Genomic DNA, 25,414 nt, shown 5'->3' with positions numbered 1-25,414 from the left:
TTTGGTCCCTCGCCAAGCTTCTGTCATGAGGCTCTAGGTACCGATTAAGATGGTGGGATGGATGAATTTTCAAGGCAAATTGCATTTTTAGAGCAGCATTCTACGTATGCGCGACGCTGGCTCAATGCTCGACCCGAGTGGATTGACTGGTTAAGGTCTTATGGGCAGACAAAGGTCGATTTGCGCGGTATCCAAGATTTACTGAAAACTGGTGGCATTTCTCGGCAGGGGCTTGCGCTAGATGAGGCGCAATTTATGGCCAATTTAAGAATTGCTAGACAGCGCTTAATGATTTGGATTGCGTTCAGAGACCTCAATGGAATGGCGAGTCTGGGTGAGGTTACCCAGGGTTTAAGTCATTTTGCCGAGTTGGCTGTGGCGGATTCTGTTGCCTTTATTCGCGAAGACTTAAAAAACCGATTTGGGCTTCCATGGAGCAAGCAAAACAACATGGAGATGCCGCTGCTGGTTGTGGGTATGGGCAAGTTGGGCGGTCTCGAACTCAACCTTTCATCTGATATTGACCTGATTTTTTTGTATGAGCATGAGGGCGAAACGGTGGGTGGGCCAAAAAGCCTTTCCAACCATGAATGGTTTTCTCGCATGGGCAAAAGTTTAATTAGATTTCTGTCTGAGCACGATGAAAATGGTTTTGTCTTTCGGGTGGATATGCGGCTTCGTCCCAATGGGGATTCTGGCCCATTGGTATGCAGCTTGGAAATGCTCGAAGAGTATCTCCTGGTTCAAGGTAGGGAGTGGGAGCGCTACGCCTGGATTAAAGGCCGCTTGATTGCGCCCTTAACTGGATCTCCGGGTCACGTCTATTGTGCAAAAGAATTAGATCAGTTGATCCGCCCATTTGTGTTTAGGCGCCACCTGGATTATGGCGTGATTGCTTCTATACGCGATTTGCATGCACAGATTCAGCGTGAGGCGGATAAGAGATCATCTGGGCATGAGGGCCGCTCGCGGGATATTAAGCTTGGTCGTGGGGGTATTCGAGAAATTGAATTTCTAGCACAAATGTTTCAATTGATGCGAGGTGGTACCGATCCGCGCTTTAGAGTCAGACCTACTTTAGAAGTTCTTGATCTCATCAAGCAGCAAGGCATCTTAGCCACAGAAGAAGTGGGCGCTCTAGAAGCGGCATATGTTTTTTTAAGGCGCTTAGAACATCGCATTCAAGTTTGGGATGATCAACAGACCCATTACCTTCCTGATGACGAGGCAGCTCGAGCGCGTTTGGCATTATCAATGGGAGAAGGTCTTGGTGAAGATGGCAAATCTTTCATGGCCGAGTTAGATCGTCATCAAAATAATGTTACCCGCCTCTTTGAAAAGGCTTTTTTGCTTGACGATAGCACTAGGCTAGAACTCGCCCCTTTAGATTTAAGTTGGGAGCCGGATGAGCAATATTTTCCACAAACTCTTGTGCGATGGCAGGGATGGGTTGATAGCCCCAAGCAAAGACAGCTTCCCGAGAAGAGTCGACTTGTCTTTGATAATTTAATGCGTAAGGCTGCAGAAAGTATGCAGTTTGGTAGTGGCGATCAAACCCAGGCCGATCAAACCCTGCTTCGTTTTTTTGATTTGCTTGAGGCGGTCGTAAGACGGAGTGCATATCTGTCAATTTTGGCCGAATATCCTAGGGCGCTGTTGAATGTGTTGGATTTGCTTAAAGCATCGCAATGGGGCGCTCAGTACCTCACGCGGCACCCCCATTTACTGGATCACTTGCTCAACTCTGGAACAGAGAAAGCTTTAATCGATCAGCCAGAAAAATATTGGCAAGAAGTAAAAGCGAATTTAAATATGCGTCTCGATGATGTCATGGCTGATAGCGATGGTTCAGAGCAGGCAATGGATATTTTGCGTGTGACTCACCACACTGAGACATTTATCACGCTTTTAGCGGATCTTGGCATCGGTGTTGGGGAGCCCCTTTCGGTCGAGAAGGTAAGCGATCATTTGTCGACATTGGCGGATCTAATACTGCAGATTACATTTGAACGTGTGTGGCCTGGTATTGCGCAGAAGTTTAATTTACCTAAAGATTTTGTTGCCCCATTTGCAATTATTTCCTATGGCAAATTGGGGGGCAAGGAGCTGGGTTATGCCTCGGATCTAGACTTGGTGTTTTTATATCAATCAGAGGAGTCAGACTATGCCGCCCAAGAAATCTATGCGCTTTTAGCAAAGCGAATGATCAATTGGTTGACTGCTTTTACATCTACTGGGAGTTTGTTTGAGATTGATACACGTCTTCGCCCCAATGGTTCAGCTGGCTTTTTAGTTACCAATATAGAGGCATTCAAAAAGTATCAATTGCGTGAAGGGGACAATACTGCCTGGGTATGGGAGCATCAAGCCTTAACCAGAGCACGGTTCTCCGCTGGTGATCCAGCCGTAGGTTTGAAGTTCGCTCTAGTGCGCTCGCAGGTATTGAGTCAGAAGCAAAATATTGATCAGCTCCGTAATGAAATTTTAGAGATGCGCCGCAAAGTTCATGCGGGCCACCCCAATCCAAGCGGTGAGTTCGACTTGAAGCATGACTCTGGTGGAATGGTGGATATTGAATTTATTGTGCAGTTCTTGGTGCTGGCTTACTCGCATCAATACCAGCAACTGATTGACAATCTTGGTAATATTGCTTTGCTCCGCATTGCGGGAGAGGTAGGTTTGATTAAGCAAAAAACTGCTGCCTCTGTTGGGGATGCTTATCGTCTCCTGAGGTCACGCCAGCATCGCTTGCGTTTAGATGGGGCTGAAAAAACGCGCATTAAGCTCGAAAAGGAATCTGAACTTAGTGCTGCTAGAACCGCTGTTATGGCGCTCTGGCTAGAAATTTTCCAAGCATCATCCGAGGCTTAAGCGGGGTTAGTTTTGCTCGAGTAACTCACGAGCATGGCGACGGGTGGTATCAGTGATTGTTGTGCCACCCAACATGCGTGCTACTTCCTCGACCCGCTCAACCCTGCCCAAGGGCTGTACTTGAGAAATTGTTTTGTCGCCTGTTTGTGATTTGCTGACTTTGAGGTGATAGTTTCCTTGCGCAGCAACCTGAGGCAAATGCGTGACGCATAGGATCTGATGGGATTCACCAAGCTGGTGTAATAGCTTGCCAACAGTTTCTGCAACTGCGCCGCCGATCCCCGCATCCACTTCATCAAAGATTAAGGTGGGTGTAAATGATGCTTTGCTGGTGATGACACTAATCGCTAGGCTGATACGTGCAAGCTCGCCACCGGACGCAACTTTAGCCAAAGAGCGCGGCGTACTACCTGCATGACCTGCAACCAAGAATTCGATTTGTTCTAAGCCGTGTGAGCCACCCTCGCTCAGTGGGGTCAAGGCTATTTCTAGTCGTCCGCCTGCCATGGATAGGTTCTGCATTGCATTGGTTACTAGTGTGCCTAGTTCAACTGCAGCCAGCCCACGTTTTTGTGAAAGTTGTTTTGCAAGTTTGAGATAAGCCGACTCCTCTTGCTTTACTTGTTCACGTAAGGCTTCAATATTTTGGGATGCAGTTAAGGCATCTAGGCGCTCAGTAGTCTTTAGGAGGAGTGCTGGCAGTGCATCTACCTCTACTCGATATTTGCGAGCGGTGCTGTGAAGTGCTTGCATGCGTTCTTCAACTTGTGCCAGCCTTGTCGGATCAAGATCTACTTTTTGCAAGTATCGATTAAGGCTATGAATGGCTTCATCCAATTGGATTTGTGCAGATTCAAGCGCTTGGCTAATATTGCTTAGCACTGGATCATGTTCGGCCAATGTGCTAATAGTTCCGCATACCTTGGAGAGGCTGGATTCAATGGAGTTATCAGCATCGCTTAAGACTTCAATGGCTTCTTGACAGCCGCCAATAATTTTGGCGCCATTAGCTAGTCGTGCGTGCTCACCCTGAATACTTGCCCACTCACCCTCTTGAGGTGAAAGCTCAGTGAGCTCTTCGAGTTGCCACTCTAGGCGTTCACGTTCACGTTCAATATCTTGCCCTGCATTTTCTGCTTGCTCTAGGCGACGACGAGAATCATTGAGGGTTTTAAAAGATTGCCCTACCTCGGCAGCGAGTGGTAATAATCCGGCATGACGATCTAGTAGTACACGCTGTGCACCACCCTTTAGTAATAGTTGGTGCGCATGTTGCCCATGAATATCTACGAGTTGATCGCCTGCTTCACGCAGTTGTAGCAATGTGGCAACGCTGCCATTAATGAAAGCACGACTTCGACCATTGGCTTCTACTGTTCTTTTCAGTAAGAGGCTTTGACCATCATCTTCAATAGGAAAGCCTTGCTCATCTAGCCATTGACCAAAAGATTGCAAGAGCTCGGGATTGATTCGGAAGAGGGCAGAGATTTCTGCGCGATTACTACCTTCACGAATTTGACTGCTGTCGGCGCGCTCACCTAGAACAAGACTAAGCGCATCGAGAAGAATGGACTTGCCGGCGCCAGTTTCACCGGTGAGGACGGTAAACCCAGCCGAAAAGTCTAACTCAAGCTGATCAACAATGACAAAGTCACGAAGCGAGATAGTTTGAAGCATGTCTTAGGGTAGCCAAGAACTCGACATCAGAATGTCGATGGATATTCATTCCAATGCAGCTTCTCACGCAGAGTTTTGTAGTCACTGTGATTGCTGGGGTGTAAAAGGGCGATTGTTTTATCAGATTGACGTACTTCAACCATGTCGCCGCTCTGAAGGTTGGTTTGGGATTGCATGTCAAAATTTACAATCACCTCAAGTCCATTAACCACTTCAATGACGGTAACGCTATCTTGCGGCAAAACAATCGGCCTGTTAGAGAGTGAATGGGGTGCAATCGGTGCTAGCAAAATGCCTGCAACGTGGGGGTGCAAAATGGGGCCGCCAGCAGACAGGGCGTATGCAGTTGACCCAGTCGGAGTGGAAATTATCAAGCCATCGGATCGTTGGTTGTACATGAAGGAACCATTAACGCGTACAGCCAGTTCCACCATTCCAGAAATACCAGAGCGATTTACGACAACATCATTTAGCGCCAAGGCATGATTAATTTCTTTGCCATCACGAATTACGACAGCATTTAGCAAGGTTCTGGTATCGGCTTCATAGTCGCCGGCAATGATTTTGGGCAGGGTATCTTTTACAGACTGAATGGGAATGTCTGTCATGTAACCAAGACGACCCATATTGATTCCAACGAGTGGAACATTGCTGCCAGCTAATTGACGGGCAATGCCCAGCATTGTTCCATCACCCCCCAAGACAACTACCAGGTCAATTGCGCCTGCAAAATCATGGGCAGTTTTAGTGGGGTAGTTGTTTAAGCCAAGATTGGCGGCAGTGTCAGCCTCAATAAAAACCTCGCACCCTAAGCCTGAGACCAGTTTGGCAAGGTCTTTAAGGTGCTCCTCAATGCCATCGGCCTGAAATTTGCCGACAAGCGCCACCCGGCTAAATGCCTTCTTGGTGGAATTTGGGGATGGGCTTAACATATAACGATTAAACCATAGGCATAAAATCCCTTCCACCATGGATGAACGTTCCCGCGCTTTACTAAAAACCCTCATTGAGCGTTACATCGAGGAGGGCCAGCCCATTGGCTCTCGCACCCTATCTAGATTCTCGGGTTTAGACCTCTCTGCCGCCACTATCCGCAATGTCATGGCTGATTTAGAGGATATGGGGTTGGTAACTAGTCCGCATACCTCAGCAGGCCGAATTCCGACCCCTAGGGGCTACCGCTTGTTTGTAGACACAATGGTGACGGTTCGCCCTCTAGAAGAAATCGCTACTCGCGAGCTTGAAAAAGGCCTTTTGCCAGATTCTCCCCAGAGGGTTTTGAGTTCTGCGGCCCAGATTTTGTCGAACTTGAGTCATTTTGCAGGGGTTGTGATGACCCCCAAGCGGGCTCAGGTTTTTAAGCATATCGAGTTTTTGCGCTTAGGTGAAGGCAAGATCTTGTTGATTATGGTGACCCCAGAGGGGGATGTACAAAATCGAATTTTGCCAACAACTCAGGATTACACGCCAAGTCAATTAATAGAGGCTGGCAACTACATCAACGCCCAATTTGCGGGAAAAAGTTTTGATCAAGTGCGTCTGCATCTTAAAGCTGACTTGGATAACTTAAGGGCGGATATTTCTGGGTTGATGGCTTTGGCACTTCAAAGTGGTGTTGCTGATTACGATATGGGTCGCGGCGATATGGTGCTCTCAGGTGAAAGGCGTTTACTGAATGTAGGGGACTTAAGTTCTAACCTGGATAAGCTGCGCAAGATGTTTGATATGTTGGAGCAAAAATCCGTCCTCATGCAATTGCTTGACGTGTCGAGTCATGCCGATGGCATCCAAATCTTCATTGGTGGCGAGAGCGATTTATTACCTTACGAGGACTTAGCGGTGATTAGTGCGCCTTATAGTGTAGACGGCCAGATTGTTGGCACTTTAGGTGTGATTGGTCCAACCCGCATGGCTTATGACAGGGTGATTCCTATAGTAGATATCACCTCCAAGTTATTGTCAGGCGCGTTGAGTTCCTAACAAGCAATTTCAAGCATTTATCAATACATCCATCAGAGACAAATTATCTTGAATCAGAATCCACACTTACGAGCAAGCAAGACTGCAGTTCTTCTATTGAACTTGGGCACGCCATCCGCACCAACTTCAAAAGCGGTGAGAGCATATTTAAAAGAATTTCTTTCCGATCCACGTGTAGTAGAAATTCCACGCATTATTTGGTGGTGCATTTTGAACGGCATTATTTTGCCGATTCGCAGTAGTACATCAGCAAAAAAATATGCATCGATTTGGTTGCCACAATTGGGGTCGCCTTTAATGCACTACTCTCGTTTACAAGCGAAAGAGCTAGGTGAGAAGTTTGCGAATGAGGGTCACTCCGTCTTAGTTGATCTGGCAATGCGCTATGGCAAGCCTTCTACCCAGGAGGTCTTGAATAGCCTAAAGGCCCAGGGCATGGAGCGCTTGCTACTGCTGCCTTTATATCCGCAATATTCTGCAACCACTACGGCATCTAGTTTTGATGAAGTCTTTCGGGTGCTGGGTACTTGGAGAGATCAACCTGAGCTCCGTTTAGTTAAGCATTACCACGATGATCCTGCATACATTAACGCATTGCGTGATCAAGTGCTTAGTGCTTGGGACCAAAATGGCCGCCCTGAATTTGATCGAGGCGATCGTTTTGTGATGTCTTTCCATGGATTGCCTAAACGCAATTTAATGAAGGGCGACCCCTATCACTGTGAGTGCCTTAAAACAGGTCGCTTGCTTGGAGAGTCTTTGGGTTTAGAGCCGGGCCAATACATCGTTACATTCCAATCGCGTTTTGGCAAGGCCGAATGGTTAAAACCGTATACCGCTCCAACTATTGAGAAGTTAGCAAAAGAAGGTTGCCAGCGTCTTGACATTTTTTGCCCAGGGTTTCCGGCCGACTGTTTGGAGACCTTAGAGGAAATTGCGATGGAAGCTAAAGAAATATTTTTAGACCACGGTGGTAAGGATTACCGCTATATTCCTTGCTTGAATAGCAATTCCAAGTGGATTGATGCCCTAAGTGATATAGCCTATCAGCACTTACTAGGCTGGACCTTGGGGACTGAATCCAAAGCGGAGTTAACCCTACGAGCCGAGAGGGCTGAACTGGCTGAAAAGGCTAAGCCTTGAAATTGAATAGAATGCCCCAATATTCATTTGCACTAGCCTTACGTAAAACAAATACAGAAAAGTGAATGAGCATCCATGACACAAGAAAACACTAATCCAGAGCAAGAGAATCCAGCAGCGGATGCTCCAGCTGAAGCAGCTCCTGAAGTTGCTGCTGTCAAAACTCCCGAGCAAGAGATTGCAGAGCTTAATCAAAAAATTGGCGAGTTAGAAGATAACTTCTTAAGAGCCAAAGCGGAAGGTGAGAATATTCGTCGTCGTGCAGTTGAAGATATTGCCAAGGCGCATAAGTTTGCGATTGAAAGTTTTGCCGAGCACTTAGTGCCAGTTACTGATAGCCTGTATGCAGCATTGAGTACTGATGCTGGCGATGCTAAGGCTTTTAAAGAAGGATTAGAAATCACGCTCAAGCAGCTCTTATCTGCGTTTGATAAAGGCCGCATGACTGAAATTAACCCTGCGGTCGGCGATAAGTTCGACCCCCATCATCACCAAGCAATTGCCTCGGTCCCCTCTGAGCAAGACGCCAATACTGTGGTTTCAGTCCTTCAAAGGGGCTATACCGTAGCTGATCGGGTGCTTAGACCTGCTTTGGTGACGGTTAGCGCCCCTAAATAAACCCAATCAGTAGGGCTAAAAATCTTATAAAAGCATAAAAAAGGCAGATTTCTGCCTTTTTTGCTGTTTCTACCCTTGAATTCGACTTTTTAGCCCCCATTTACTCAATATTGGAATATTTGCGGTAGTTCTGGGAATCGCCGCTTACACATTAGAAGTACAACAAAGTAACTTAATTTTTTGGAGCAATTATGGGAAAGATTATCGGAATCGACTTGGGAACCACTAACTCGTGCGTTTCAGTCGTTGAAAACAATGCACCTAAGGTTGTCGAGAATGCAGAAGGCGGTCGCACAACTCCATCCATCATCGCTTACGTTGAAGATGGTGAGGTATTGGTTGGTGCACCAGCTAAGCGTCAGTCAGTAACCAATCCTAAAAACACAATCTATGCGGTGAAGCGTTTGATGGGTCGTAAATTCACCGATCCTGAGGTGCAAAAAGATATTGGTCTAATGCCTTACGCAATTGTCCAGGCAGAGAACGGCGATGCTTGGGTTTCAGCACGCGATAAGAAAATGGCGCCACAGCAAGTTTCTGCAGAAATCTTGCGCAAGATGAAAAAAACTGCTGAAGATTATTTGGGTGAAGAGGTAACGGAAGCGGTGATTACTGTTCCCGCCTACTTTAATGATAGCCAACGCCAAGCAACTAAAGATGCTGGTCGTATTGCTGGCCTAGATGTGAAACGCATTATTAATGAGCCAACTGCTGCTGCATTAGCATTTGGCTTGGACAAGCAAGACAAAGTAGATCGCAAGATCGCTGTGTATGACTTGGGTGGCGGTACATTCGACGTATCCATCATTGAGATTGCTAACGTTGATGGTGAAAAGCAATTTGAAGTGCTCTCAACTAACGGTGATACATTCTTGGGTGGTGAAGATTTTGACCAGCGCATTATTGACTGGATCATTGCTGAGTTCAAGAAAGAGCAAGGCGTTGATTTGAGTAAAGATGTCTTGGCATTGCAACGTCTAAAAGACGCTGCCGAAAAAGCCAAGATCGAATTGTCATCTGCGCAACAAACTGAAATCAATTTGCCTTACGTGACTGCTGACGCTAGTGGCCCTAAGCATTTGAACTTGAAGTTGACCCGAGCCAAGTTGGAGTCTTTGGTTGAAGAATTGATCAATCGTACGGCTGGCCCTTGCTTAACTGCCATTAAAGATGCTGGTGTAAACGTGGCGGATATCGATGACGTGATCTTGGTCGGCGGTCAAACTCGTATGCCGGCTGTTCAAGATAAAGTTAAAGAGATCTTTGGCAAAGAACCACGTAAAGACGTAAACCCAGATGAGGCAGTTGCTGTTGGTGCTGCAATTCAAGGCTCTGTATTGTCTGGCGATCGTAAAGACGTATTGCTCTTGGACGTTACTCCATTGTCATTGGGTATCGAAACTCTTGGCGGCGTAATGACCAAGATGATTCCAAAGAACACAACGATCCCTACCAAGCATTCACAGGTTTACTCCACAGCGGAAGATAATCAGCCTGCTGTAACCATCAAATGCTTCCAAGGTGAGCGCGAGATGGCTGCTGCAAATAAATTGCTCGGTGAATTCAACCTCGAAGGTATCGCACCAGCCCAACGCGGTATGCCACAAATTGAAGTGACTTTTGATATTGATGCTAACGGCATTTTGCATGTAACAGCAAAAGACAAGACTACTGGCAAAGAGAACAAGATCACTATTAAGGCGAACTCTGGTTTGACTGAAGAAGAAATTCAACGCATGGTGAAAGATGCTGAAGCCAATGCTGCTGAAGATAAGAAAGCATTAGAGTTGGTAACGGCTCGCAATACTGCTGATGCCTTGGCTCACTCTACCAAGAAGGCTTTAGAAGAGCATGGTGCCAGCTTAGAAGCGTCTGAAAAAGAAGTCATTGAAGTGGCCCTCAAAGAACTAGATGAAGCAATCAAGGGCAGCGATAAAGAAGCCATTGAAACGAAGACCGAAGCTTTGGGTAAGGCAAGTCAGAAACTTGGTGAAAAGGTCATGGCTGCTGAGCAGGCTAAAGCTGGTGCAGCTGCAGGCGCAGCCCCTGGTGGTGCAGCTCCTGGCGCTGCGCCAGATGCTGACGTAGTGGATGCTGACTTTAAAGAGGTTGATGACAAGAAGTAATCAAGTCATTGGATATCTATTAACGTAGTTTTGATGTGCTTAAACAACAAGTCGGCCTCGTGCCGACTTGTGTCATTCAGGTTGTTGAGAGGAATAGGCCGTGCCTAAAAGTAAACGCGATTTTTATGAAGTGCTTGGTGTAGCAAAAGGTGCCAATGAAGAAGAGCTCAAAAAGGCTTATCGCAAACTGGCAATGAAGTATCACCCCGATCGCAATCCCGATAGTAAAACAGCTGAAGCGCAATTTAAAGAAGCTAAAGAAGCTTACGAAACACTCTCCGACCCCAATAAACGTGCCGCTTATGACCAGTATGGGCACGCGGGCGTTGATCCCTCAATGGGTGGCGGTGGTTTCGGCGGCAGCGGTTTCGGCGGCGGCGGATTTGCTGATGCCTTTGGGGATATTTTTGGCGATATCTTTGGCCAAGGTGGTGGGCGCCATGCTGGTCCGCAGGTTTATAAGGGTTCCGATCTGCGCTACAACATGGATATCACTCTCGAGCAAGCGGCCGAGGGGTACACCACACAGATTCGTATACCCAGCTGGAGCAATTGCAAGCCATGTCATGGTACTGGCGCAGAGCCTGGTACAAAAGCAGAAAAATGTTCTACCTGTGATGGCCATGGTCAAGTGCGTGTCCAGCAGGGTTTCTTCTCTATGCAGCAGACATGTCCAAAGTGCCGCGGTACTGGTGAGTACATTCCCAAGCCTTGTAAAACCTGTCATGGCACAGGCAAGCACAAAGAGCAAAAAACCCTGGAGATTAAAATTCCAGCAGGCATTGATGATGGCATGCGCGTGCGCTCAGTTGGTAATGGTGAGCCCGGTATTAACGGCGGCCCATCAGGCGATCTCTACGTAGAAGTTCGTGTAAAGCCGCATCCAGTATTTGAGCGTGACGGCAGCGACTTGCATGTACAAATGCCGATTTCATTTGCAACGGCAACCATTGGTGGTGAAATCGAGGTTCCAACCTTATCAGGTCGTGTGGAATTTCCGATTCCAGAGGGCACTCAAACAGGTAAGACTTTCCGTTTGCGTAATAAAGGCATTAAAGGACTACGTTCAGCTTTGGTGGGCGATCTCTTTGTGCATGTTTTAGTTGAGACGCCAGTCAAGTTAACTGATGAGCAGAAAAAACTACTTCAAAAGTTTGATGAAAGCCTCACATCCGGTGGCGATAAACATAACCCACAGCAAAAGGGCTGGTTTGAAGGCGTTAAGAGCTTCTTTAATTAGAGGCTAATTAGCCAGCAAAACCGTGCTCGAGTCCGGGGAATTTTCCGGACTTCACGTCGCGCACGTAAGCTTTAATCGCTGCCTCAACTGACTGGTGACCATCCATAAAGTTTTTAACAAACTTAGGTGGTTTTCCTGGGCTGATACCCAACATATCTTGTAAGACCAAGACCTGGCCGGAGCAATCTGGTCCTGCACCAATTCCGATGGTTGGGATATGAAGTTCGGCAGTAATCTTTTCTCCGAGTGACGAAGGAATTGCTTCAAGTACGACCATCTGCGCACCGGCTTCCTGGCAAGCTAGCGCTTGTTCAAGCATATGACTTGCAGCATCTTTAGATTTGCCTTGTACCTTATAGCCACCCAAAAGATGGACTGATTGTGGAAGCAAGCCAAGGTGTGCGCAAACAGGAACGCTGCGTTCAACCAGATATTGAATGATGTCTACTTGCCAGTCCCCGCCCTCAAGTTTGACCATGTCGGCACCAGCGCGCATCAGCTCTGCTGCAGAATCTAGTGCTTGGGCTGGATCGCCGTAACTTGCAAATGGAAGGTCTGCTATTAGGAATGCATGGGTATTGACGCGCGCCACACATTCAGTGTGATAGGCCATTTGCTCAACAGTCACTGGCGTGGTGCTGGAGTGACCTTGAATGACGTTGCCCAATGAGTCACCAATTAAAATAGTCTCTACTCCGCAGCGATTGAGTAGCGCAGACATAGTCGAGTCATATGCGGTGAGCATCGTAATTTTCTCTCGCTCAGCATGCATAGCGAGGAGCTTGGTAATGGTGATTGGCTTATCGCCTTGTAAGTAACCCATGGCGAGAGTTTAATGAATTAATGCGCCGATTGGCTATAAACGTCTTTTTCCCCACAATTGCAGTTCCTGCAGGGTAGTTTTTCAATTCTTTGGTGGGCAACTTGGGGTAAATAGGCCTTGAGTTCGCCGAGATCTGGCAAAAAGAAATTAGGTGCGATTTCCAGAAGAGGGAGGAGGACAAACGAACGCTCAATCATTCTTGGGTGAGGCAAAATCAGCGCAGTATCGTTTTGGGTAACACCTTCAAAAGACAGGATATCGAGATCAAGTGTACGAGGCGCATTGGAGTAGGGGCGCTCTCTGCCAAACTCTTGTTCAATCGCTTGACAGACATACAGCAGTCCATAGGGTGTAAGTTCGGTTTCAATTTCGATTACAGCATTGATATAGTCGCCACCGCTTGCTTCTACGGGCGCACTTTGATAAAAACAGCTTTTGGCAAGAATTTGTAATTCAGCACGCAGCGCAAGGCAAACAATTGCGTCAGTAATGAGCTGCCGTGTGTCGCCGATATTGCCACCAAATCCAATAAATGCTCGTGCCATACGATTCCAAACTTGAGATAAAACTACTTTACTGAAATTTCTCTAAGTTTGCTTAGCTTGCTTCAGGTTCGGGAGTTGAGGCAGATTTAGGTTTTCGGCGCCGCCGCCGTTTAGTTGGAGAGCTCACACTGTTCCCCGGGTCACTTTTGGCGCTAGCCATCAAGGCTTCTTGCCCTGCTGGATCGGAGGCAATGAAATTGGTCCACCATTCGCCAATAGCAGGGTTTTGCTCACCAGTTGCGCAGCGCAGGAGCATGAAGTCATAGCCAGCCCTAAAGCGTGGGGATTCAATGAGGCGGTAGGGATAGCGGCCAACCCGTTTTTCAAAGCGGGGCTGCATTGACCAGATCTCGCGCATATCACTCTCAAAGCGCCGTTGAATCGTCATACCGCTACTTTGAGTGGCAATCGTATCATCCATGGCATCGTGTAGCGCAGGGATATTGGATATACCTTTGGCAATATTGGCTTTCCAGTTTTTCAGCAGATCAGGCCAAAGTAAGGTGGCAAAGAGGAATCCAGCAGAAACACTTTTTCCGGACTGAATTCGTTCGTCGGTATTGGCTAATGCTAATTTAACGAAATTATTTGCACCCTTAGAATCTTCGCCACTATCCAGAATGTGATCAAGTAATGGCAATAAACCATGATGAAGACCTGCATCTCTCAAGCCCTGAATCGCAGCCCAAGAATAGCCAGACATGAGTAACTTGAGGATTTCATCAAAAAGTCTAGCCGATGGAACATCCTGCAAAAGATTGCTTAGCTTAGCAATGGGCTCGCGGGTAGCAGCGTCTAAAGTAAATTCGGTCTTTGCAGCAAAACGTATGGCTCTCAACATACGAATGGGATCTTCGCGATAGCGTTTTGCTGGGTCACCGATCATACGCAAAGTTTTCTTTTGCATATCTGCCATGCCGCCGTGATAGTCGAGCACTGTTTCGCTAGACGGATCGTAATACATAGCGTTGATAGTGAAGTCTCTTCTTGCAGCATCTTCGCCTTGTGAGCCCCAGACGTTATCGCGCAATATGCGACCGCTTTCGGCAACATGGTCACCAGCGTTATCCAACAAGGCTCTGAAGGTGGAAACTTCAATGATTTCAGGGTGACCTTTGCCAAAGAAAGTTACGTGCACAATCTGAAAGCGACGGCCAATTAGGCGCGCCTTGCGAAACAGTCTTTGGACTTGGTCTGGGGTGGCGTTAGTAGCAACGTCAAAATCTTTTGGGCCAATGCCTAAAACGAGATCGCGTACTGCCCCGCCAACAATGAAGGCTTCAAAGCCGGCTTGCTGAAGGGTGTGCGTTACTTTGACAGCATTTTTTGAGAGTAAATGGGGATCAATGCGGTGTGCTTTTTTAGAAATGCGTTTTGGCGCCCCACTTTTGTTGGCTTGCGTATGCTTTGCCATGGGGTCGCGACGCAGGATGCGTTTGATGAACTTAGTAATCATGTAAACAGTTCAAGAATAGGCCAATGACGTTTGCTAGCTTCTTGGCGCAAGCGATCATCTGGATTTGTGGCAATAGGATTGCTGACCTCTTCTAATAAAGGAAGGTCATTTATCGAGTCGGAATAGAAATAACTCCGCGGCATCTGATCAAAAGAGAGTTTTTGCGCTGCCAGCCAGTCATGCAGATTTTGAATTTTGCCCTCGCGGAAATTCGGTATGCCCTTCACTTCGCCGGTGTAATTAGCGACAGGATTGTTGTCCACGGTGGCGGGTTCAGTTGCAATTAGGTGTGCGATGCCAAAACTTTCCACAATCGGGCGTGTGACAAAGCTATTGGTTGCCGTGATGACACAGCAAAGATCACCGGCATCTTGATGGCGCTTTACTAGGTCAATCGCTTCTTGGCGTAGTTGACTATTAATGACTTCTTTCATGAAAGCATCGTGCCAATCTTTGAGTTGGGCGCGCGAATGTTCTGAAAGAGGCTTTAAGGCGAAGCGTAAAAATTCATGAATATTGAGCTTGCCATCTTTATAGTCTTGATAGAAGCGCTCATTTTGTTTGGCGTAATACTCACTGTCGACCACGCCGATGCGCGCTAGAAATTGACCCCACTCATAATCGCTGTCGCAAGGTAGGAGGGTGTGATCTAAATCGAAGAGGGCTAGCTGGGTCACAAATTGAATATCAGGTAAATTATTTTGACTGTAAGAGCTCGCGAACGAGGGGCAAGGTTACGGCACGTTTTGTTTCTAATGAATACGCATCCAAAGCATCAATTAAGGCCATTAAATTGGGCATGTCCCGATAAAAGCGATTTAATAACCAAGGCAATACATCTGGGGACAAAACCAATCCTCGAGCCTTAGCTGCTTGCTCTAAAGCTTGTATTTTCTCACCATCATCCAAAAGTTGCGTTTGAAAGACCAAACCCCATCCAAGGCGGGTGCGCAGGTCTTCGCGTATTTCTAAATTGGCTGGAGCAGCCTTGCCGACCATAAAAATATGAATGTTTTTGCTGGCTTGAACGCCGTTGAGAATGCGAAATAAAGCGCCCATCAGGCGCTCGTCTAAGGCATCCACATCGTCAACGGTAATAACTGATGGCGTATCACTTTGTGCAAGAGAGCCCATTTTTTCTTCAACACGCACCCAGGAGATGGGCTCTCTCGGATTGAGAGAAAAAGATTGAATCTTCGCATTCTCTGCGGCGTTTGTCATGGCATCTAGTAAATGACTGCGCCCAGATCCTTCTGGGCCCCACCAATAAATCCAGCGATTGTTCAGTGGATTGCTAGATTGTGTATGAGCAAGATCTTGCCAAGATTCTGAAAGATTCTGTAATGCGGAAACTAAAGCCAGGTCTTTGCTAGGCAGATAGTTATCTAGACTAGCTTTGGGTGTGTGGCTAAGGTCTAAAGCGAATTGTCTTGGAAGTGAGGGTGTATTCATTACTGCGAAATTATTTTTGATACCAAGAGCTTTGCGTATAAACAGACCAAAGGTATTGAACTAACACCAAGCTCACAGCACTAATCGGCAGCGCAAGTAGTACTCCGAAAAAGCCAAAGAGATTGCCAAAAAGTAGCAAGGCAAATAGTACTGCAACGGGGTGCAAGCCGATTCGTTCACCGATGAGTCGGGGTGTTAAGAAAAAGCCTTCAAGGAGTTGACCGATGCCAAATATCACTAAAACCCCAAGCAACTCAGTGCCAATGCCGAATTGTAGAATTGCGGAGAGGACTGCAAGACTTAAGCCGAGGGCAATACCAATATAGGGAATCACAATCATCAGGGCCGTGAATACACCTAAGGCCACAGAACCTTTGATGCCAATCAAGCTTAGACCAATGCTATAAAAAACAGACATGATGGAAATGACGATGACCATCCCGCGTAAATATTGTGAGAGCAAACCATCCGTGTGCATTGCTAAGTGATGAACGGTTTCTTGAGCGCGCAGCGGTACCATTTTTTTGACAAGTCCAAAGAAGTGATCCCAGTCGATGAGTAAATAGAACATGACAAAGATAATCAAAACAGAATTTACAAACCCAGCGATTACAGAGCTGCCAGACATGAGCACAGTTTCAAAAGTAGTGGTCATGAGAGCATCAGCATTGTCGCTAATATGATCTGAGATTTTTTGAGATGCGGTAGTTTTTAAGGTACCCCAATCGACATCAATATGGAATTCAGATAGCTTTGGGCCTAACCATGCTTGAGTATTTTGAATCCAGCCGGGCAATTGGGTCTTAATCAAAGGCAACTCAGTTCTAAGAAGGCTAATAAATAGACTCAAAATTGCAATCAAGACTCCTAAGCCAAGGACTACAGTCAGTAGAGCCCCCAAAGAAGTTGGCACTCGTCGTCTCTCCAGCCATAGAAAGGCAGGCCTAAGGATGTAAGCCAGAATGAAAGCAGCCAGAAAAGGGGTAAAAATTTCAGCCATTACAAGTAATCCTCTAGAATTCAATGATTCTACTGACCAAGTGACATTTTTCACCAATATTCCGACTCTAATATGACTTCATCTACTAATTCCCCATCAAAAGGCCTTTCCTACCGTGATGCTGGCGTCGATATTGACGCTGGGGATGATTTGGTTGATCGCATCAAACCTTTGGCCAAGAAAACCATGCGGGAAGGTGTTTTGGCTGGAATTGGTGGCTTTGGAGCCCTTTTTGAGGTGCCCAAGCGTTACAAGGAGCCTGTTTTAGTTTCGGGTACTGATGGTGTGGGCACAAAGCTTCGCCTAGCATTTGAATGGAATCGCCACGACACCATTGGTCAGGATTTGGTGGCAATGAGTGTCAACGATATTTTGGTCCAAGGTGCAGAACCTCTTTTCTTTTTAGACTACTTTGCTTGCGGCAAACTTAGTGTGGATACTGCAGCAACTGTTGTTGGCGGTATTGCTAAAGGATGCGAACTCGCTGGCTGCGCTTTAATTGGTGGTGAAACTGCCGAGATGCCGGGCATGTATCCGCCGGGTGAATATGACCTAGCTGGATTTGCAGTTGGCGCGGTTGAAAAATCCAAAATTATTACTGGCAATACTATTGTTCCTGGCGATGTTGTGCTAGCAATTGGTTCAAGTGGTGCGCATTCCAATGGGTATTCTTTGGTACGCAAAATTATCGAACGCGCAGGCGCAAAACCTACTGACGATTTAGGCGGTCAATTACTCGGCGATGTGGTGATGGCGCCAACCGAAATATATGTGAAGCCTCTCCTGAAGCTCATTTCTGAAATTGATGTGAAGGGTATGGCGCACATTACCGGTGGCGGTTTAGTAGATAACGTACCACGCGTTCTTCCAGAGAATACTCAAGCAGTCTTGCATCGTGATAGCTGGCAGATGCCTGAGCTCTTCCGTTGGTTGCAGATGAAGGGTGGCGTTGCAGATGCAGAGATGGTTCGCGTATTCAATTGCGGCATTGGCATGGTGGTCATTGTTTCTTCTAACCAAGCAGATGCTGCGATCAAGTCATTAACTGCTCAAGGCTTAAAGGCTTGGGCCGTTGGCGAGGTGCTTGCGCGTCCAAAGGGCGCGCCACAAACTATTGTTGTCTAGACAGCGCTTACTACAATCGCTTTTTATTTCTTTAAGTTACTTTTGCAGTAATCTAGAGCAGCCTTCAGATCTCCTGGGTTGAAGGGGTCAAAAGTATTTCTGCCTGCGATTGCTCTGAGCCAAGTAAGTTGGCGTTTCCCAAGCTGTCTCGTAGCTGCTAATGCTTTATAGCGCATTTGTTCAGCGTCAATTTCGCCATTCAAAAATTCCCAAGCTTGGCGATAACCTACGGAGCGAATAGCTGGTAGATCAGCGTGTAAATCTGGATTTTTCCGCAAAGCCCTGACTTCATCTAAAAACCCAGCAAGCAGCATTTCATCAAAACGTTTTTCTAAATTCTGATGGAGTCGTTTGCGGTCACTGGGTTCAAGTGAAACCAACCGAATCCACTCTGGAATACTTGATCCTTCCCTGCCATCCTCGCTAGGAGCATCGGCAAGCAATACAGACATTGGCTTGCCAGTAATTTCAAATACCTCAAGTGCACGCTGCACGCGTTGTGAATCATTGGGCTTTAAGCGTGCTGCAGTTTCTGGATCCAGTCTTGCAAGCTTTGTATGCATCGCGGGCCAGCCAAGTACTTTACCTGCTTCATCAAGTCGTGCACGAATCTCTGGGTTAGCTGGCGGTAGCGAAGAGAGTCCGTATGCCCATGCCCGCCAATACAACATCGTCCCACCAACAATGACTGGAATATTTCCTCTGCAACGGATTTCTTCGCAGAGACGTTTTGCATCTTGCGCAAAGCGTGCGGCGGAATAGACTTCTGTGGGCTCAAGAATATCGATTAGATGATGAACGACCGCAGCTTGTTCTGCTTTCGTAGGTTTCGCGCTACCAATATCTAAACCACGATAGACCAATGCTGAATCCATGCTGATGAGTTCTATGGTTAAGCTGCTGGATTTGGCATGCTCGGCAAGTTGCATGGCGAGATGAGTTTTGCCTGCACCAGTTGGGCCAACGATACAAAGAACGGGCACAGCCTCTGGAGCATGCACAGGCTGAATGTAGGGTTCAGATTGCATGCCTGATTATAGGAGCCTGTTAATATCCGCATCAAGCCAATATTTGGAGTGCAAGTGAATGGATGCCCTTTTACAACTCAGTGATTTATTTCTGCATATCGATCGCCACTTAGATGTAGTGATCGCGCAATATGGCCCCTGGGCTTATGGGCTGCTATTTGCAATCGTATTTGCTGAAACCGGCTTAGTGGTTGCTCCATTCCTACCGGGCGATTCCCTCTTATTTATAGCAGGAGCTTATTGCGCTACTGAGCATTTCAATATCTGGACCTTATGTTTGGGTTTATTGGCTGCTGCAGTAGCGGGCAACACCGTGAATTACTTTATTGGACGCTGGATCGGCAAACGGGTTTTTAGCAGCCAGTCGCGCTGGATTGATCGGCGAGCCCTGTTAAAGACGCATGCGTTTTATGAAAAGCATGGCGGCAAGACCATCATCTTAGCGCGCTTCCTGCCTATCATTCGTACCTTTGCACCCTTTATTGCAGGGGTATCAGAAATGAACTTTTCACGCTTTCAGTTTTTTAATATTACTGGCGCGGCATTATGGGTATTTGGTTTAGTCATTGCCGGATACTTCTTTGGCAATATTCCGATCATTCGCCAAAACCTCAATGTGATTGTTTTGATAGGCGTTGGTGCTGCAGCTATTCCAGTTGTCTTAGCTGCCCTTTACAAAATATTTCAGGGCAAAGAAAAGTAGGGTTAAACATCATCCCTGGATTTAAGCTGGGCTTTAATGAAACTTCGCTTGACTCTCCAGTGTGGCGATATGTTCACGAATATCGCTGGCATCTTCCGCCTCTGGCGATTCACTAAGGTAGTGATGCATATCCTCTAATGCAGGACGCAAATATTCTAGTTGGGCAAAGATTAGCCCGCGGTCACGAATCTCTTCAATGGAGTCTGGCAACAAAATGACTAAGCGCTCCTGAATTCCCAGTAAGCGCTCCCAGCGTTCGTGCTCTGAGTAAATCATTTTGAGGTTTCTCAGGAAGCGAGACAAGATTTCACGTGGGTTGGAGGCTCGCAAGAAGACGTTGAGTGGCAAACTCAATTCACCACGATAGCCCTTGGCATCTAAATAGGGATCTAGCATCTCTTGTAATTGATTTTTAGAGAGTGATTCTCCAGTGAGTGGATCCATGATCACTTCACCTTGCGCCAAGGAGATGCGCATCATGAAGTGGTTGGGAAATGAAACGCCACGAATTTTTAAGCCAATTTGATTTCCCAATTCCATCATGAGAATGGCCAATGAAATCGGAATGCCCCGGCGATTCTCAAGCACATAGTGCAAATACGAATTTTCGGGCGCGTAGAAATCATTTGGGTTAGGGCCAAATCCTAGCTCGGTATAAAAGAAGTGCTTCAGAATTTGTAAGCGCTGAATTGGTGATGTGTCAGGAGTAATTCGTGACTTCAACTTGTTACCCAGTTGATCGAGTTGATCGAGCACGCCTTGAACATCTAAATCTGGATATGCATGTTGCGCTACGGCGATTGCTGCCTCCGTTAATGGAAGATGTTCGTCCTCAGCAACTAAGGAGGTGAAATAGTCGAGTTGTTGTGTTGGCATAAGTCCTATTTTGCATGACGTAAGAATTTTTGCCAGCGAATTCCAACTAGACCTAGGGTTCCAAAGTAAACAAGGGCAGCAAGTGCTAACCATGCTGCCAGCAGACTAATGCGCGTCCAGGGTTCTGCTTGCAGCGCGATCCAGTTATGGGCTCCCGCGGCATAAAAAAGTACCGCAGAAAAGGGGATTAAGGCAAAAAATAGCTGCCCAAGGTATTTCGCCCACGCCGAGCTTGGTAGGGCACCACGCTGATGCAGACCTATCCAAAGGAGGGCGGCATTGAGGCAGGCGCCAGCGCCAACAGAAAGGGCGAGACCTGCATGCCCTAGCCAGGGTACAAAAACAAAGTTGGCTAGCTGAGTTGCAACTAGCACCAGCAAACCAATTTTTACGGGAGTGCGAATATCTTGGCGTGAATAAAAACCAGGCGCCAAAATTTTTACCAAAATTAATCCAATGAGGCCGACACCATAGGCTGCTAATGCACGTTGTGTCATCAAGACATCTAGCGCATTAAATTTTCCATAGTGGTAGAGCACTGCCGCTAAGGGCTCACCAAAAATAAAGAGTGCAATTGCGCAAGGTGCGGCTAATAAGAACGTGAGTTGTAATCCCCAGATGAGTAGTTCACCGGCGTGAACTAGGTCATTCTTAGCATTGGCTTTACTTAGGCTTGGAAGAAGAACGGTCCCTAAGGCGACGCCTAACAACGCTGTCGGAAACTCCATCAAGCGATCCGCGTAGGACAACCAGGACACGCTACCTGCTTGTAAGCGTGAAGCAATGTTGGTATTGATGATGAGGGAAATTTGGGCAACTGAGACTGCAAAGACTGCTGGCCCCATGAGTTTTAAAACTCGTCTTGCCTCGGGATTGGTGAGGGCAGATTTAATGGCGCCTGGAAACAAGCCAATGCGGGGCAAAAGACCCAAGCGAGATAGCGCCGGAATTTGAATGACTAATTGCAGGACCCCGCCCAAGAGCACTCCAAGACTGAGTGCATAGATTGGCTGTTCTAAATGCGGCGCAAGAAACAGCGCGCTTCCGATTAAAGCTAGGTTTAATAAAACGGGAGTAAAAGCTGGAATGGCAAAGCGCTGAAAAGTGTTGAGAATTCCGGCTGATAGTGAAACTAGGGAAATGAGGCCAATATAGGGAAACATAATGCGGGTCATGACGACGCTGGCTTCATATGCTGGGCCACCGCAAAACCCTGTAGCAATCACCAGGATGAGCAAGGGGGCACCAATTACACCTAGGAGTACCGTGAGCAGCAGCGCCCAAAATAAGAGGGTGGCGACAGCATTAACGAGGATTTGAGCCTGTTTTTGATCCCCATCCTTAGAGATTTCACCCAAAATTGGGACAAAAGCCTGCGAAAAGGCCCCTTCGGCGAATAATCGACGCAGTAAATTGGGTATCCTAAAAGCCACATTAAAGGCATCTGTCCACTCAGAAGCCCCGAAACTTCGAGCGATTAAAGTCTCCCGGAGCAGTCCAGTAATGCGGGACAGCATCGTGAGGGAGCTAACCTTGGCGGCGGCAGAAAGCAGGTTCATGAGCCGATTTTCACCTATTTATAGGTTGACTGGGCTTTTTTGCCCCTTTAAGGTAAAATCTTGGGTTTTGGCGAGCTTGCTTATGAATCTGGCAAGTCCGCAGGATTTTTAACTAATCGCATTTTGCAATTTATAGAGGCAAGGTTTAAAGATGGCCAATACAGCACAAGCGCGTAAGCGCGCACGCCAGGCAGTAAAACAGAACGAACACAACTCCAGTTTGCGTTCAAAGCTTCGCACTTCCATCAAGGCAGTTCGTAAAGCGATCGAAACTGGTGACAAAGCATCTGCAGCGAAAGTATTTGCAGCAACTCAAGCAACGATCGACAAGATCGCTGACAAAAAGATTGCTCACAAAAATACTGCAGCACGTCAGAAGTCACGTTTGTCTGCAGCTATCAAGGCGATGGCAGCGTAATACAGTATTTGTTTTAGGCTGGTCGAAGTAATTTCGACCTAAGCCCGCTCCTCATCAGAGCGGGTTTTTGTTTTTAGGACTGGGTTTGGGGTTTGGGTTCGAACTCGCATGCCTCTTCGATCGGTAGACCGTTGTCTTTGGCAAAGTTCGTAACAAAGTCCAACGCTCTTGGATCAAGATCGCCTAGTCTGGTATCAATAACAACGCATTTCACTGCAGCAATCACGACCGGAATGACATAGGGTGAATAAGTGAAGCGCGGGTCTCCAGAATCTCCTGGAGGGCGAAAGCTAGCCATTACCCCGCACAGACGCTCCGCCCAATCACTGGGTCGAAATGGTTTGCCAGAAGTGGTAATGCCTTGAATGAAAAGCTTTTTGTGGTTCAAGTTCGCGTAATGAGGGTGGTGGGATCAGTATTGGTAAGTCATCTAGCTTAACAGCCTGAGTTGGCCGTAAGATGACTTTAGGTTCTATTTTCGTGCAGTCGAATGGTTTAAGAAAAATGCAAGCCAAAACTTTAGTAGAAAGCTCAACTATGACATCTATGGCGAAGCCTCAAGTGCCTGGTCAGGTCAAGCACTACCTGCAGTTTGCTGACCTTACCCGTGAAGAATATGACTATTTGTTAAAAAGATCCGCATGGCTGAAGTCTAAGTTCAAGAGCTATGAGACTTGGCACCCACTTCACGACCGCACCTTGGCAATGATTTTTGAGAAGCATTCCACACGTACTCGCCTCTCTTTCGAGGCAGGCATCCATCAGCTTGGTGGGCATGCTGTATACCTAAATACCCGTGATACCCAGTTAGGCCGTGGTGAGCCTGTGGAGGACGCTGCACAGGTGATCTCTCGGATGACTGACATCATCATGATCCGCACTTTTGGCCAAGACATCATTGAGCGTTTTGCCGCCAATTCTAGGGTGCCAGTCATTAATGGGCTTACCAATGAATATCACCCCTGCCAAGTATTGGCCGATATCTTTACATTCGTAGAGGCTCGCGGTCCGATTCAAGGTAAAACGGTGGCATGGGTTGGCGATGCCAACAATATGGCCTACACCTGGATAGAAGCCGCAGAATGCTTAGACTTTCAGATTCGTTTCTCGGCACCAGAGGGTTATCAGTTGGACGCCTCTCGTTTAACCCAGGCTGTCGCGAAGCACTTAACCATTTGCACTGATCCAAAAGATGCGTGCAAAGGCGCCGATTTGGTGACGACAGATGTTTGGACTAGCATGGGCTATGAAGCTGAAAATACTTCGCGTATGAATGCTTTCCAAGACTGGATGGTTGACGAAGAGTTAATGTCACTCGCTAAGCCTGACGCATTGTTTATGCATTGCTTGCCAGCCCATCGCGGAGAAGAAGTTTCTGCAGGGGTGATTGATGGCCCTCAAAGCATCGTGTGGGAAGAGGCAGAAAATCGTTTGCATGTTCAAAAGGCTTTAATGGAGTATTTACTCTGTGGCCGTTTGGACTAAGTTCTTTGTTAATTAATTTTGATTGAATAAAAAAACATGTCTGATATTAAAAAAGCAGTCTTAGCTTACTCCGGTGGTTTGGATACTAGCGTGATCTTGAAGTGGCTTCAAGATACTTATGGCTGTGAGATCGTTACCTTTACAGCTGACCTTGGTCAGGGCGAGGAGCTTGAGCCAGCACGTGCTAAGGCATTGCAGTTTGGTATCAAGCCAGAAAACATTTTTATAGATGACTTGCGTGAAGAGTTTGTACGTGATTTTGTATTTCCGATGTTCCGCGCTAATACGATCTACGAAGGCGAGTATCTTTTGGGTACATCGATTGCGCGCCCATTAATTGCAAAGCGCCAAATCGAAATTGCTCGCTTGACGGGGGCAGACGCCGTGTCGCATGGTGCAACTGGCAAGGGCAACGACCAGGTTCGCTTTGAGTTGGGCTACTACGCTCTTGAGCCAGGAATTAAAGTGATTGCTCCTTGGCGTGAATGGGATTTGCTCTCCCGTGAGAAGTTAATGGCCTATGCAGAAAAGCATGGCATTCCGGTTGAGATGAAACATAAGCAGGGCGGCTCACCTTATTCGATGGATGCCAACCTCTTGCACATCAGCTATGAAGGTCGCCATCTAGAGAATCCCAATGCTGAAGCTGAAGAGTCTATGTGGCGTTGGACAGTTGCTCCTGAAAAAGCGCCAGATGCTCCAGAGATTATCGAAATTGAATTTAAGGCCGGCGATCCAGTTGCCATCAACGGCAAAGCGTATAAACCACATGAACTGCTTGCTGAGTTAAATCGTATTGGCGGTAAGCATGGTATTGGTCGTCTTGATTTAGTTGAAAATCGTTTCGTTGGCATGAAGAGTCGTGGTTGCTATGAAACTCCTGGAGGAACGATTCTCCTAAAAGCCCACCGTGGCATAGAGAGTATTACCCTCGATCGCGAAGTGGCTCACTTGAAAGATGACTTGATGCCACGCTATGCCAGCTTGATTTACAACGGTTTGTGGTGGGCGCCAGAACGTATCGCTTTGCAAACCTTAATTGATCATACCCAGCAGATGGTAAATGGTGTTGTTCGTCTCAAGCTCTACAAAGGATCTGTATCTGTAATTTCACGTGACTCAGCGAATACCTTGTTCGATCAAAATATCGCAACCTTTGATGATGACGGTGGCGCCTATAACCAGGCTGATGCTGGTGGATTTATCAAACTCAATGCCTTGCGTATGCGAATTGCTGAAATAGCGAAACGTAAACGTGCAAAGAAGTAATTAGTAATCACTAGATTAGA

General features: G+C 47.0%; 23 protein-coding genes. 11 read left to right on the top strand and 12 right to left on the bottom strand.

Annotated elements, in window-relative coordinates; genetic code table 11:
* Positions 1–57: 57 nt before the first annotated feature.
* Positions 58–2,871 carry a bifunctional [glutamate--ammonia ligase]-adenylyl-L-tyrosine phosphorylase/[glutamate--ammonia-ligase] adenylyltransferase gene (gene glnE, locus AOC07_RS07790; RefSeq protein ID WP_215357409.1) on the top strand — a complete coding sequence of 938 codons (2,814 nt, stop codon included), beginning with the start codon at positions 58–60 and terminating at the stop codon, positions 2,869–2,871.
* Between the two features lie 6 nt (positions 2,872–2,877).
* Here the strand turns inward: glnE and recN are convergent, their stop codons facing one another.
* Both recN and AOC07_RS07780 read right to left on the bottom strand, forming a co-directional pair.
* Positions 2,878–4,548: a DNA repair protein RecN gene (gene recN / locus AOC07_RS07785; RefSeq protein ID WP_215357407.1), complete on the bottom strand. Its 1,671-nt coding sequence runs from the start codon at positions 4,546–4,548 to the stop codon at positions 2,878–2,880.
* 26 nt (positions 4,549–4,574) lie between these two features.
* Entirely contained in the window at positions 4,575–5,480 is a 906-nt protein-coding gene (locus tag AOC07_RS07780; RefSeq protein ID WP_215292919.1) for an NAD kinase, read from the bottom strand.
* Between the two features lie 37 nt (positions 5,481–5,517).
* Between AOC07_RS07780 and hrcA the strand changes: the two genes are divergently transcribed.
* The 5 genes from hrcA (at position 5,518) to dnaJ (ending at position 11,655) form a co-directional block, all read left to right on the top strand.
* Entirely contained in the window at positions 5,518–6,528 is a 1,011-nt protein-coding gene (gene hrcA / locus AOC07_RS07775; RefSeq protein WP_215292917.1) for a heat-inducible transcriptional repressor HrcA, read from the top strand.
* Between the two features lie 48 nt (positions 6,529–6,576).
* On the top strand, positions 6,577–7,671 hold the full coding sequence (hemH, locus tag AOC07_RS07770; RefSeq protein ID WP_215357406.1) for a ferrochelatase: 1,095 nt from the start codon (positions 6,577–6,579) through the stop codon (positions 7,669–7,671).
* 75 nt (positions 7,672–7,746) lie between these two features.
* Complete coding sequence (gene grpE / locus AOC07_RS07765) at positions 7,747–8,289, top strand: nucleotide exchange factor GrpE (RefSeq protein WP_215292913.1); 543 nt, start codon at positions 7,747–7,749, stop codon at positions 8,287–8,289.
* Between the two features lie 191 nt (positions 8,290–8,480).
* On the top strand, positions 8,481–10,415 hold the full coding sequence (dnaK, locus tag AOC07_RS07760) for a molecular chaperone DnaK (protein ID WP_215292911.1): 1,935 nt from the start codon (positions 8,481–8,483) through the stop codon (positions 10,413–10,415).
* 100 nt (positions 10,416–10,515) lie between these two features.
* The gene (gene dnaJ, locus AOC07_RS07755; RefSeq protein WP_215357405.1) at positions 10,516–11,655 is read left to right on the top strand and encodes a molecular chaperone DnaJ; all 1,140 of its coding nucleotides are present in this window, start codon (positions 10,516–10,518) and stop codon (positions 11,653–11,655) included.
* A 7-nt stretch (positions 11,656–11,662) separates the two neighbouring features.
* On the opposite strand, the gene panB is transcribed toward dnaJ, so the two are convergent.
* From panB to AOC07_RS07725, 6 genes are read right to left on the bottom strand one after another with little or no spacing between them, the layout of a single operon-like run.
* Positions 11,663–12,478, bottom strand: coding sequence for a 3-methyl-2-oxobutanoate hydroxymethyltransferase (gene panB, locus AOC07_RS07750; protein WP_215357404.1), 816 nt, complete (start codon positions 12,476–12,478; stop codon positions 11,663–11,665).
* A gap of 17 nt (positions 12,479–12,495) precedes the next feature.
* On the bottom strand, positions 12,496–13,023 hold the full coding sequence (folK, locus tag AOC07_RS07745) for a 2-amino-4-hydroxy-6-hydroxymethyldihydropteridine diphosphokinase (RefSeq protein WP_215292905.1): 528 nt from the start codon (positions 13,021–13,023) through the stop codon (positions 12,496–12,498).
* 52 nt (positions 13,024–13,075) lie between these two features.
* Positions 13,076–14,479, bottom strand: coding sequence for a polynucleotide adenylyltransferase PcnB (gene pcnB / locus AOC07_RS07740; RefSeq protein ID WP_215292903.1), 1,404 nt, complete (start codon positions 14,477–14,479; stop codon positions 13,076–13,078).
* Entirely contained in the window at positions 14,476–15,156 is a 681-nt protein-coding gene (locus AOC07_RS07735; protein ID WP_215357403.1) for an HAD family phosphatase, read from the bottom strand. Before AOC07_RS07735 ends, pcnB begins: the two co-directional genes overlap by 4 nt.
* A gap of 19 nt (positions 15,157–15,175) precedes the next feature.
* Positions 15,176–15,931, bottom strand: coding sequence for a DnaA regulatory inactivator Hda (hda, locus tag AOC07_RS07730; RefSeq protein ID WP_215357402.1), 756 nt, complete (start codon positions 15,929–15,931; stop codon positions 15,176–15,178).
* 10 nt (positions 15,932–15,941) lie between these two features.
* Positions 15,942–16,931 (bottom strand): AI-2E family transporter, encoded by a 990-nt coding sequence (locus AOC07_RS07725; RefSeq protein WP_215292897.1) that lies wholly within the window; start codon positions 16,929–16,931, stop codon positions 15,942–15,944.
* 72 nt (positions 16,932–17,003) lie between these two features.
* Here AOC07_RS07725 and purM point away from each other — a divergent pair, with 72 nt between their 5' ends.
* Positions 17,004–18,056 (top strand): phosphoribosylformylglycinamidine cyclo-ligase, encoded by a 1,053-nt coding sequence (purM, locus tag AOC07_RS07720; RefSeq protein ID WP_215357401.1) that lies wholly within the window; start codon positions 17,004–17,006, stop codon positions 18,054–18,056.
* Between the two features lie 23 nt (positions 18,057–18,079).
* Here the strand turns inward: purM and miaA are convergent, their stop codons facing one another.
* Complete coding sequence (gene miaA, locus AOC07_RS07715; RefSeq protein ID WP_215357399.1) at positions 18,080–19,084, bottom strand: tRNA (adenosine(37)-N6)-dimethylallyltransferase MiaA; 1,005 nt, start codon at positions 19,082–19,084, stop codon at positions 18,080–18,082.
* A 58-nt stretch (positions 19,085–19,142) separates the two neighbouring features.
* Between miaA and AOC07_RS07710 the strand changes: the two genes are divergently transcribed.
* Positions 19,143–19,787, top strand: coding sequence for a VTT domain-containing protein (locus AOC07_RS07710; RefSeq protein WP_215357397.1), 645 nt, complete (start codon positions 19,143–19,145; stop codon positions 19,785–19,787).
* Between the two features lie 33 nt (positions 19,788–19,820).
* Here the strand turns inward: AOC07_RS07710 and AOC07_RS07705 are convergent, their stop codons facing one another.
* Both AOC07_RS07705 and murJ read right to left on the bottom strand, forming a co-directional pair.
* Positions 19,821–20,663 carry a SirB1 family protein gene (locus tag AOC07_RS07705; protein ID WP_215292889.1) on the bottom strand — a complete coding sequence of 281 codons (843 nt, stop codon included), beginning with the start codon at positions 20,661–20,663 and terminating at the stop codon, positions 19,821–19,823.
* A 5-nt stretch (positions 20,664–20,668) separates the two neighbouring features.
* Positions 20,669–22,222, bottom strand: coding sequence for a murein biosynthesis integral membrane protein MurJ (murJ, locus tag AOC07_RS07700; protein WP_215357395.1), 1,554 nt, complete (start codon positions 22,220–22,222; stop codon positions 20,669–20,671).
* A 151-nt stretch (positions 22,223–22,373) separates the two neighbouring features.
* On the opposite strand from murJ, the gene rpsT reads away from it, so the two are divergent.
* Positions 22,374–22,640 carry a 30S ribosomal protein S20 gene (gene rpsT, locus AOC07_RS07695; protein WP_071466054.1) on the top strand — a complete coding sequence of 89 codons (267 nt, stop codon included), beginning with the start codon at positions 22,374–22,376 and terminating at the stop codon, positions 22,638–22,640.
* A 73-nt stretch (positions 22,641–22,713) separates the two neighbouring features.
* Here the strand turns inward: rpsT and AOC07_RS07690 are convergent, their stop codons facing one another.
* Complete coding sequence (locus tag AOC07_RS07690; protein WP_215292879.1) at positions 22,714–23,028, bottom strand: DUF3579 domain-containing protein; 315 nt, start codon at positions 23,026–23,028, stop codon at positions 22,714–22,716.
* Between the two features lie 158 nt (positions 23,029–23,186).
* Between AOC07_RS07690 and argF the strand changes: the two genes are divergently transcribed.
* Together argF and AOC07_RS07680 are read left to right on the top strand one after the other, a co-directional pair.
* Positions 23,187–24,125, top strand: a complete 939-nt coding sequence (gene argF, locus AOC07_RS07685; RefSeq protein ID WP_215358527.1) for an ornithine carbamoyltransferase — start codon at positions 23,187–23,189, stop codon at positions 24,123–24,125.
* 36 nt (positions 24,126–24,161) lie between these two features.
* Positions 24,162–25,394 (top strand): argininosuccinate synthase, encoded by a 1,233-nt coding sequence (locus tag AOC07_RS07680; RefSeq protein ID WP_215357392.1) that lies wholly within the window; start codon positions 24,162–24,164, stop codon positions 25,392–25,394.
* The last annotated feature ends 20 nt before the right edge of the window (positions 25,395–25,414 follow it).

The organism is Polynucleobacter sp. UB-Raua-W9, from assembly GCF_018687435.1.
GTDB lineage: Bacteria > Pseudomonadota > Gammaproteobacteria > Burkholderiales > Burkholderiaceae > Polynucleobacter.
Note: the sequence above shows the minus strand (reverse complement) of the source record. Positions and strands in the feature narration are given on the sequence as shown.

Coding starts and splice junctions, on each gene's coding strand:
- glnE (WP_215357409.1), top strand. CDS start 58: ATGGATGAATTTTCAAGGCAAATTGCATTTTTAGAGCAGCATTCTACG.
- recN (WP_215357407.1), bottom strand. CDS start 4,548: ATGCTTCAAACTATCTCGCTTCGTGACTTTGTCATTGTTGATCAGCTT.
- AOC07_RS07780 (WP_215292919.1), bottom strand. CDS start 5,480: ATGTTAAGCCCATCCCCAAATTCCACCAAGAAGGCATTTAGCCGGGTG.
- hrcA (WP_215292917.1), top strand. CDS start 5,518: ATGGATGAACGTTCCCGCGCTTTACTAAAAACCCTCATTGAGCGTTAC.
- grpE (WP_215292913.1), top strand. CDS start 7,747: ATGACACAAGAAAACACTAATCCAGAGCAAGAGAATCCAGCAGCGGAT.
- dnaK (WP_215292911.1), top strand. CDS start 8,481: ATGGGAAAGATTATCGGAATCGACTTGGGAACCACTAACTCGTGCGTT.
- panB (WP_215357404.1), bottom strand. CDS start 12,478: ATGGGTTACTTACAAGGCGATAAGCCAATCACCATTACCAAGCTCCTC.
- folK (WP_215292905.1), bottom strand. CDS start 13,023: ATGGCACGAGCATTTATTGGATTTGGTGGCAATATCGGCGACACACGG.
- pcnB (WP_215292903.1), bottom strand. CDS start 14,479: ATGATTACTAAGTTCATCAAACGCATCCTGCGTCGCGACCCCATGGCA.
- hda (WP_215357402.1), bottom strand. CDS start 15,931: ATGAATACACCCTCACTTCCAAGACAATTCGCTTTAGACCTTAGCCAC.
- AOC07_RS07725 (WP_215292897.1), bottom strand. CDS start 16,931: ATGGCTGAAATTTTTACCCCTTTTCTGGCTGCTTTCATTCTGGCTTAC.
- purM (WP_215357401.1), top strand. CDS start 17,004: ATGACTTCATCTACTAATTCCCCATCAAAAGGCCTTTCCTACCGTGAT.
- miaA (WP_215357399.1), bottom strand. CDS start 19,084: ATGCAATCTGAACCCTACATTCAGCCTGTGCATGCTCCAGAGGCTGTG.
- AOC07_RS07710 (WP_215357397.1), top strand. CDS start 19,143: ATGGATGCCCTTTTACAACTCAGTGATTTATTTCTGCATATCGATCGC.
- AOC07_RS07705 (WP_215292889.1), bottom strand. CDS start 20,663: ATGCCAACACAACAACTCGACTATTTCACCTCCTTAGTTGCTGAGGAC.
- murJ (WP_215357395.1), bottom strand. CDS start 22,222: ATGAACCTGCTTTCTGCCGCCGCCAAGGTTAGCTCCCTCACGATGCTG.
- rpsT (WP_071466054.1), top strand. CDS start 22,374: ATGGCCAATACAGCACAAGCGCGTAAGCGCGCACGCCAGGCAGTAAAA.
- argF (WP_215358527.1), top strand. CDS start 23,187: ATGGCGAAGCCTCAAGTGCCTGGTCAGGTCAAGCACTACCTGCAGTTT.
- AOC07_RS07680 (WP_215357392.1), top strand. CDS start 24,162: ATGTCTGATATTAAAAAAGCAGTCTTAGCTTACTCCGGTGGTTTGGAT.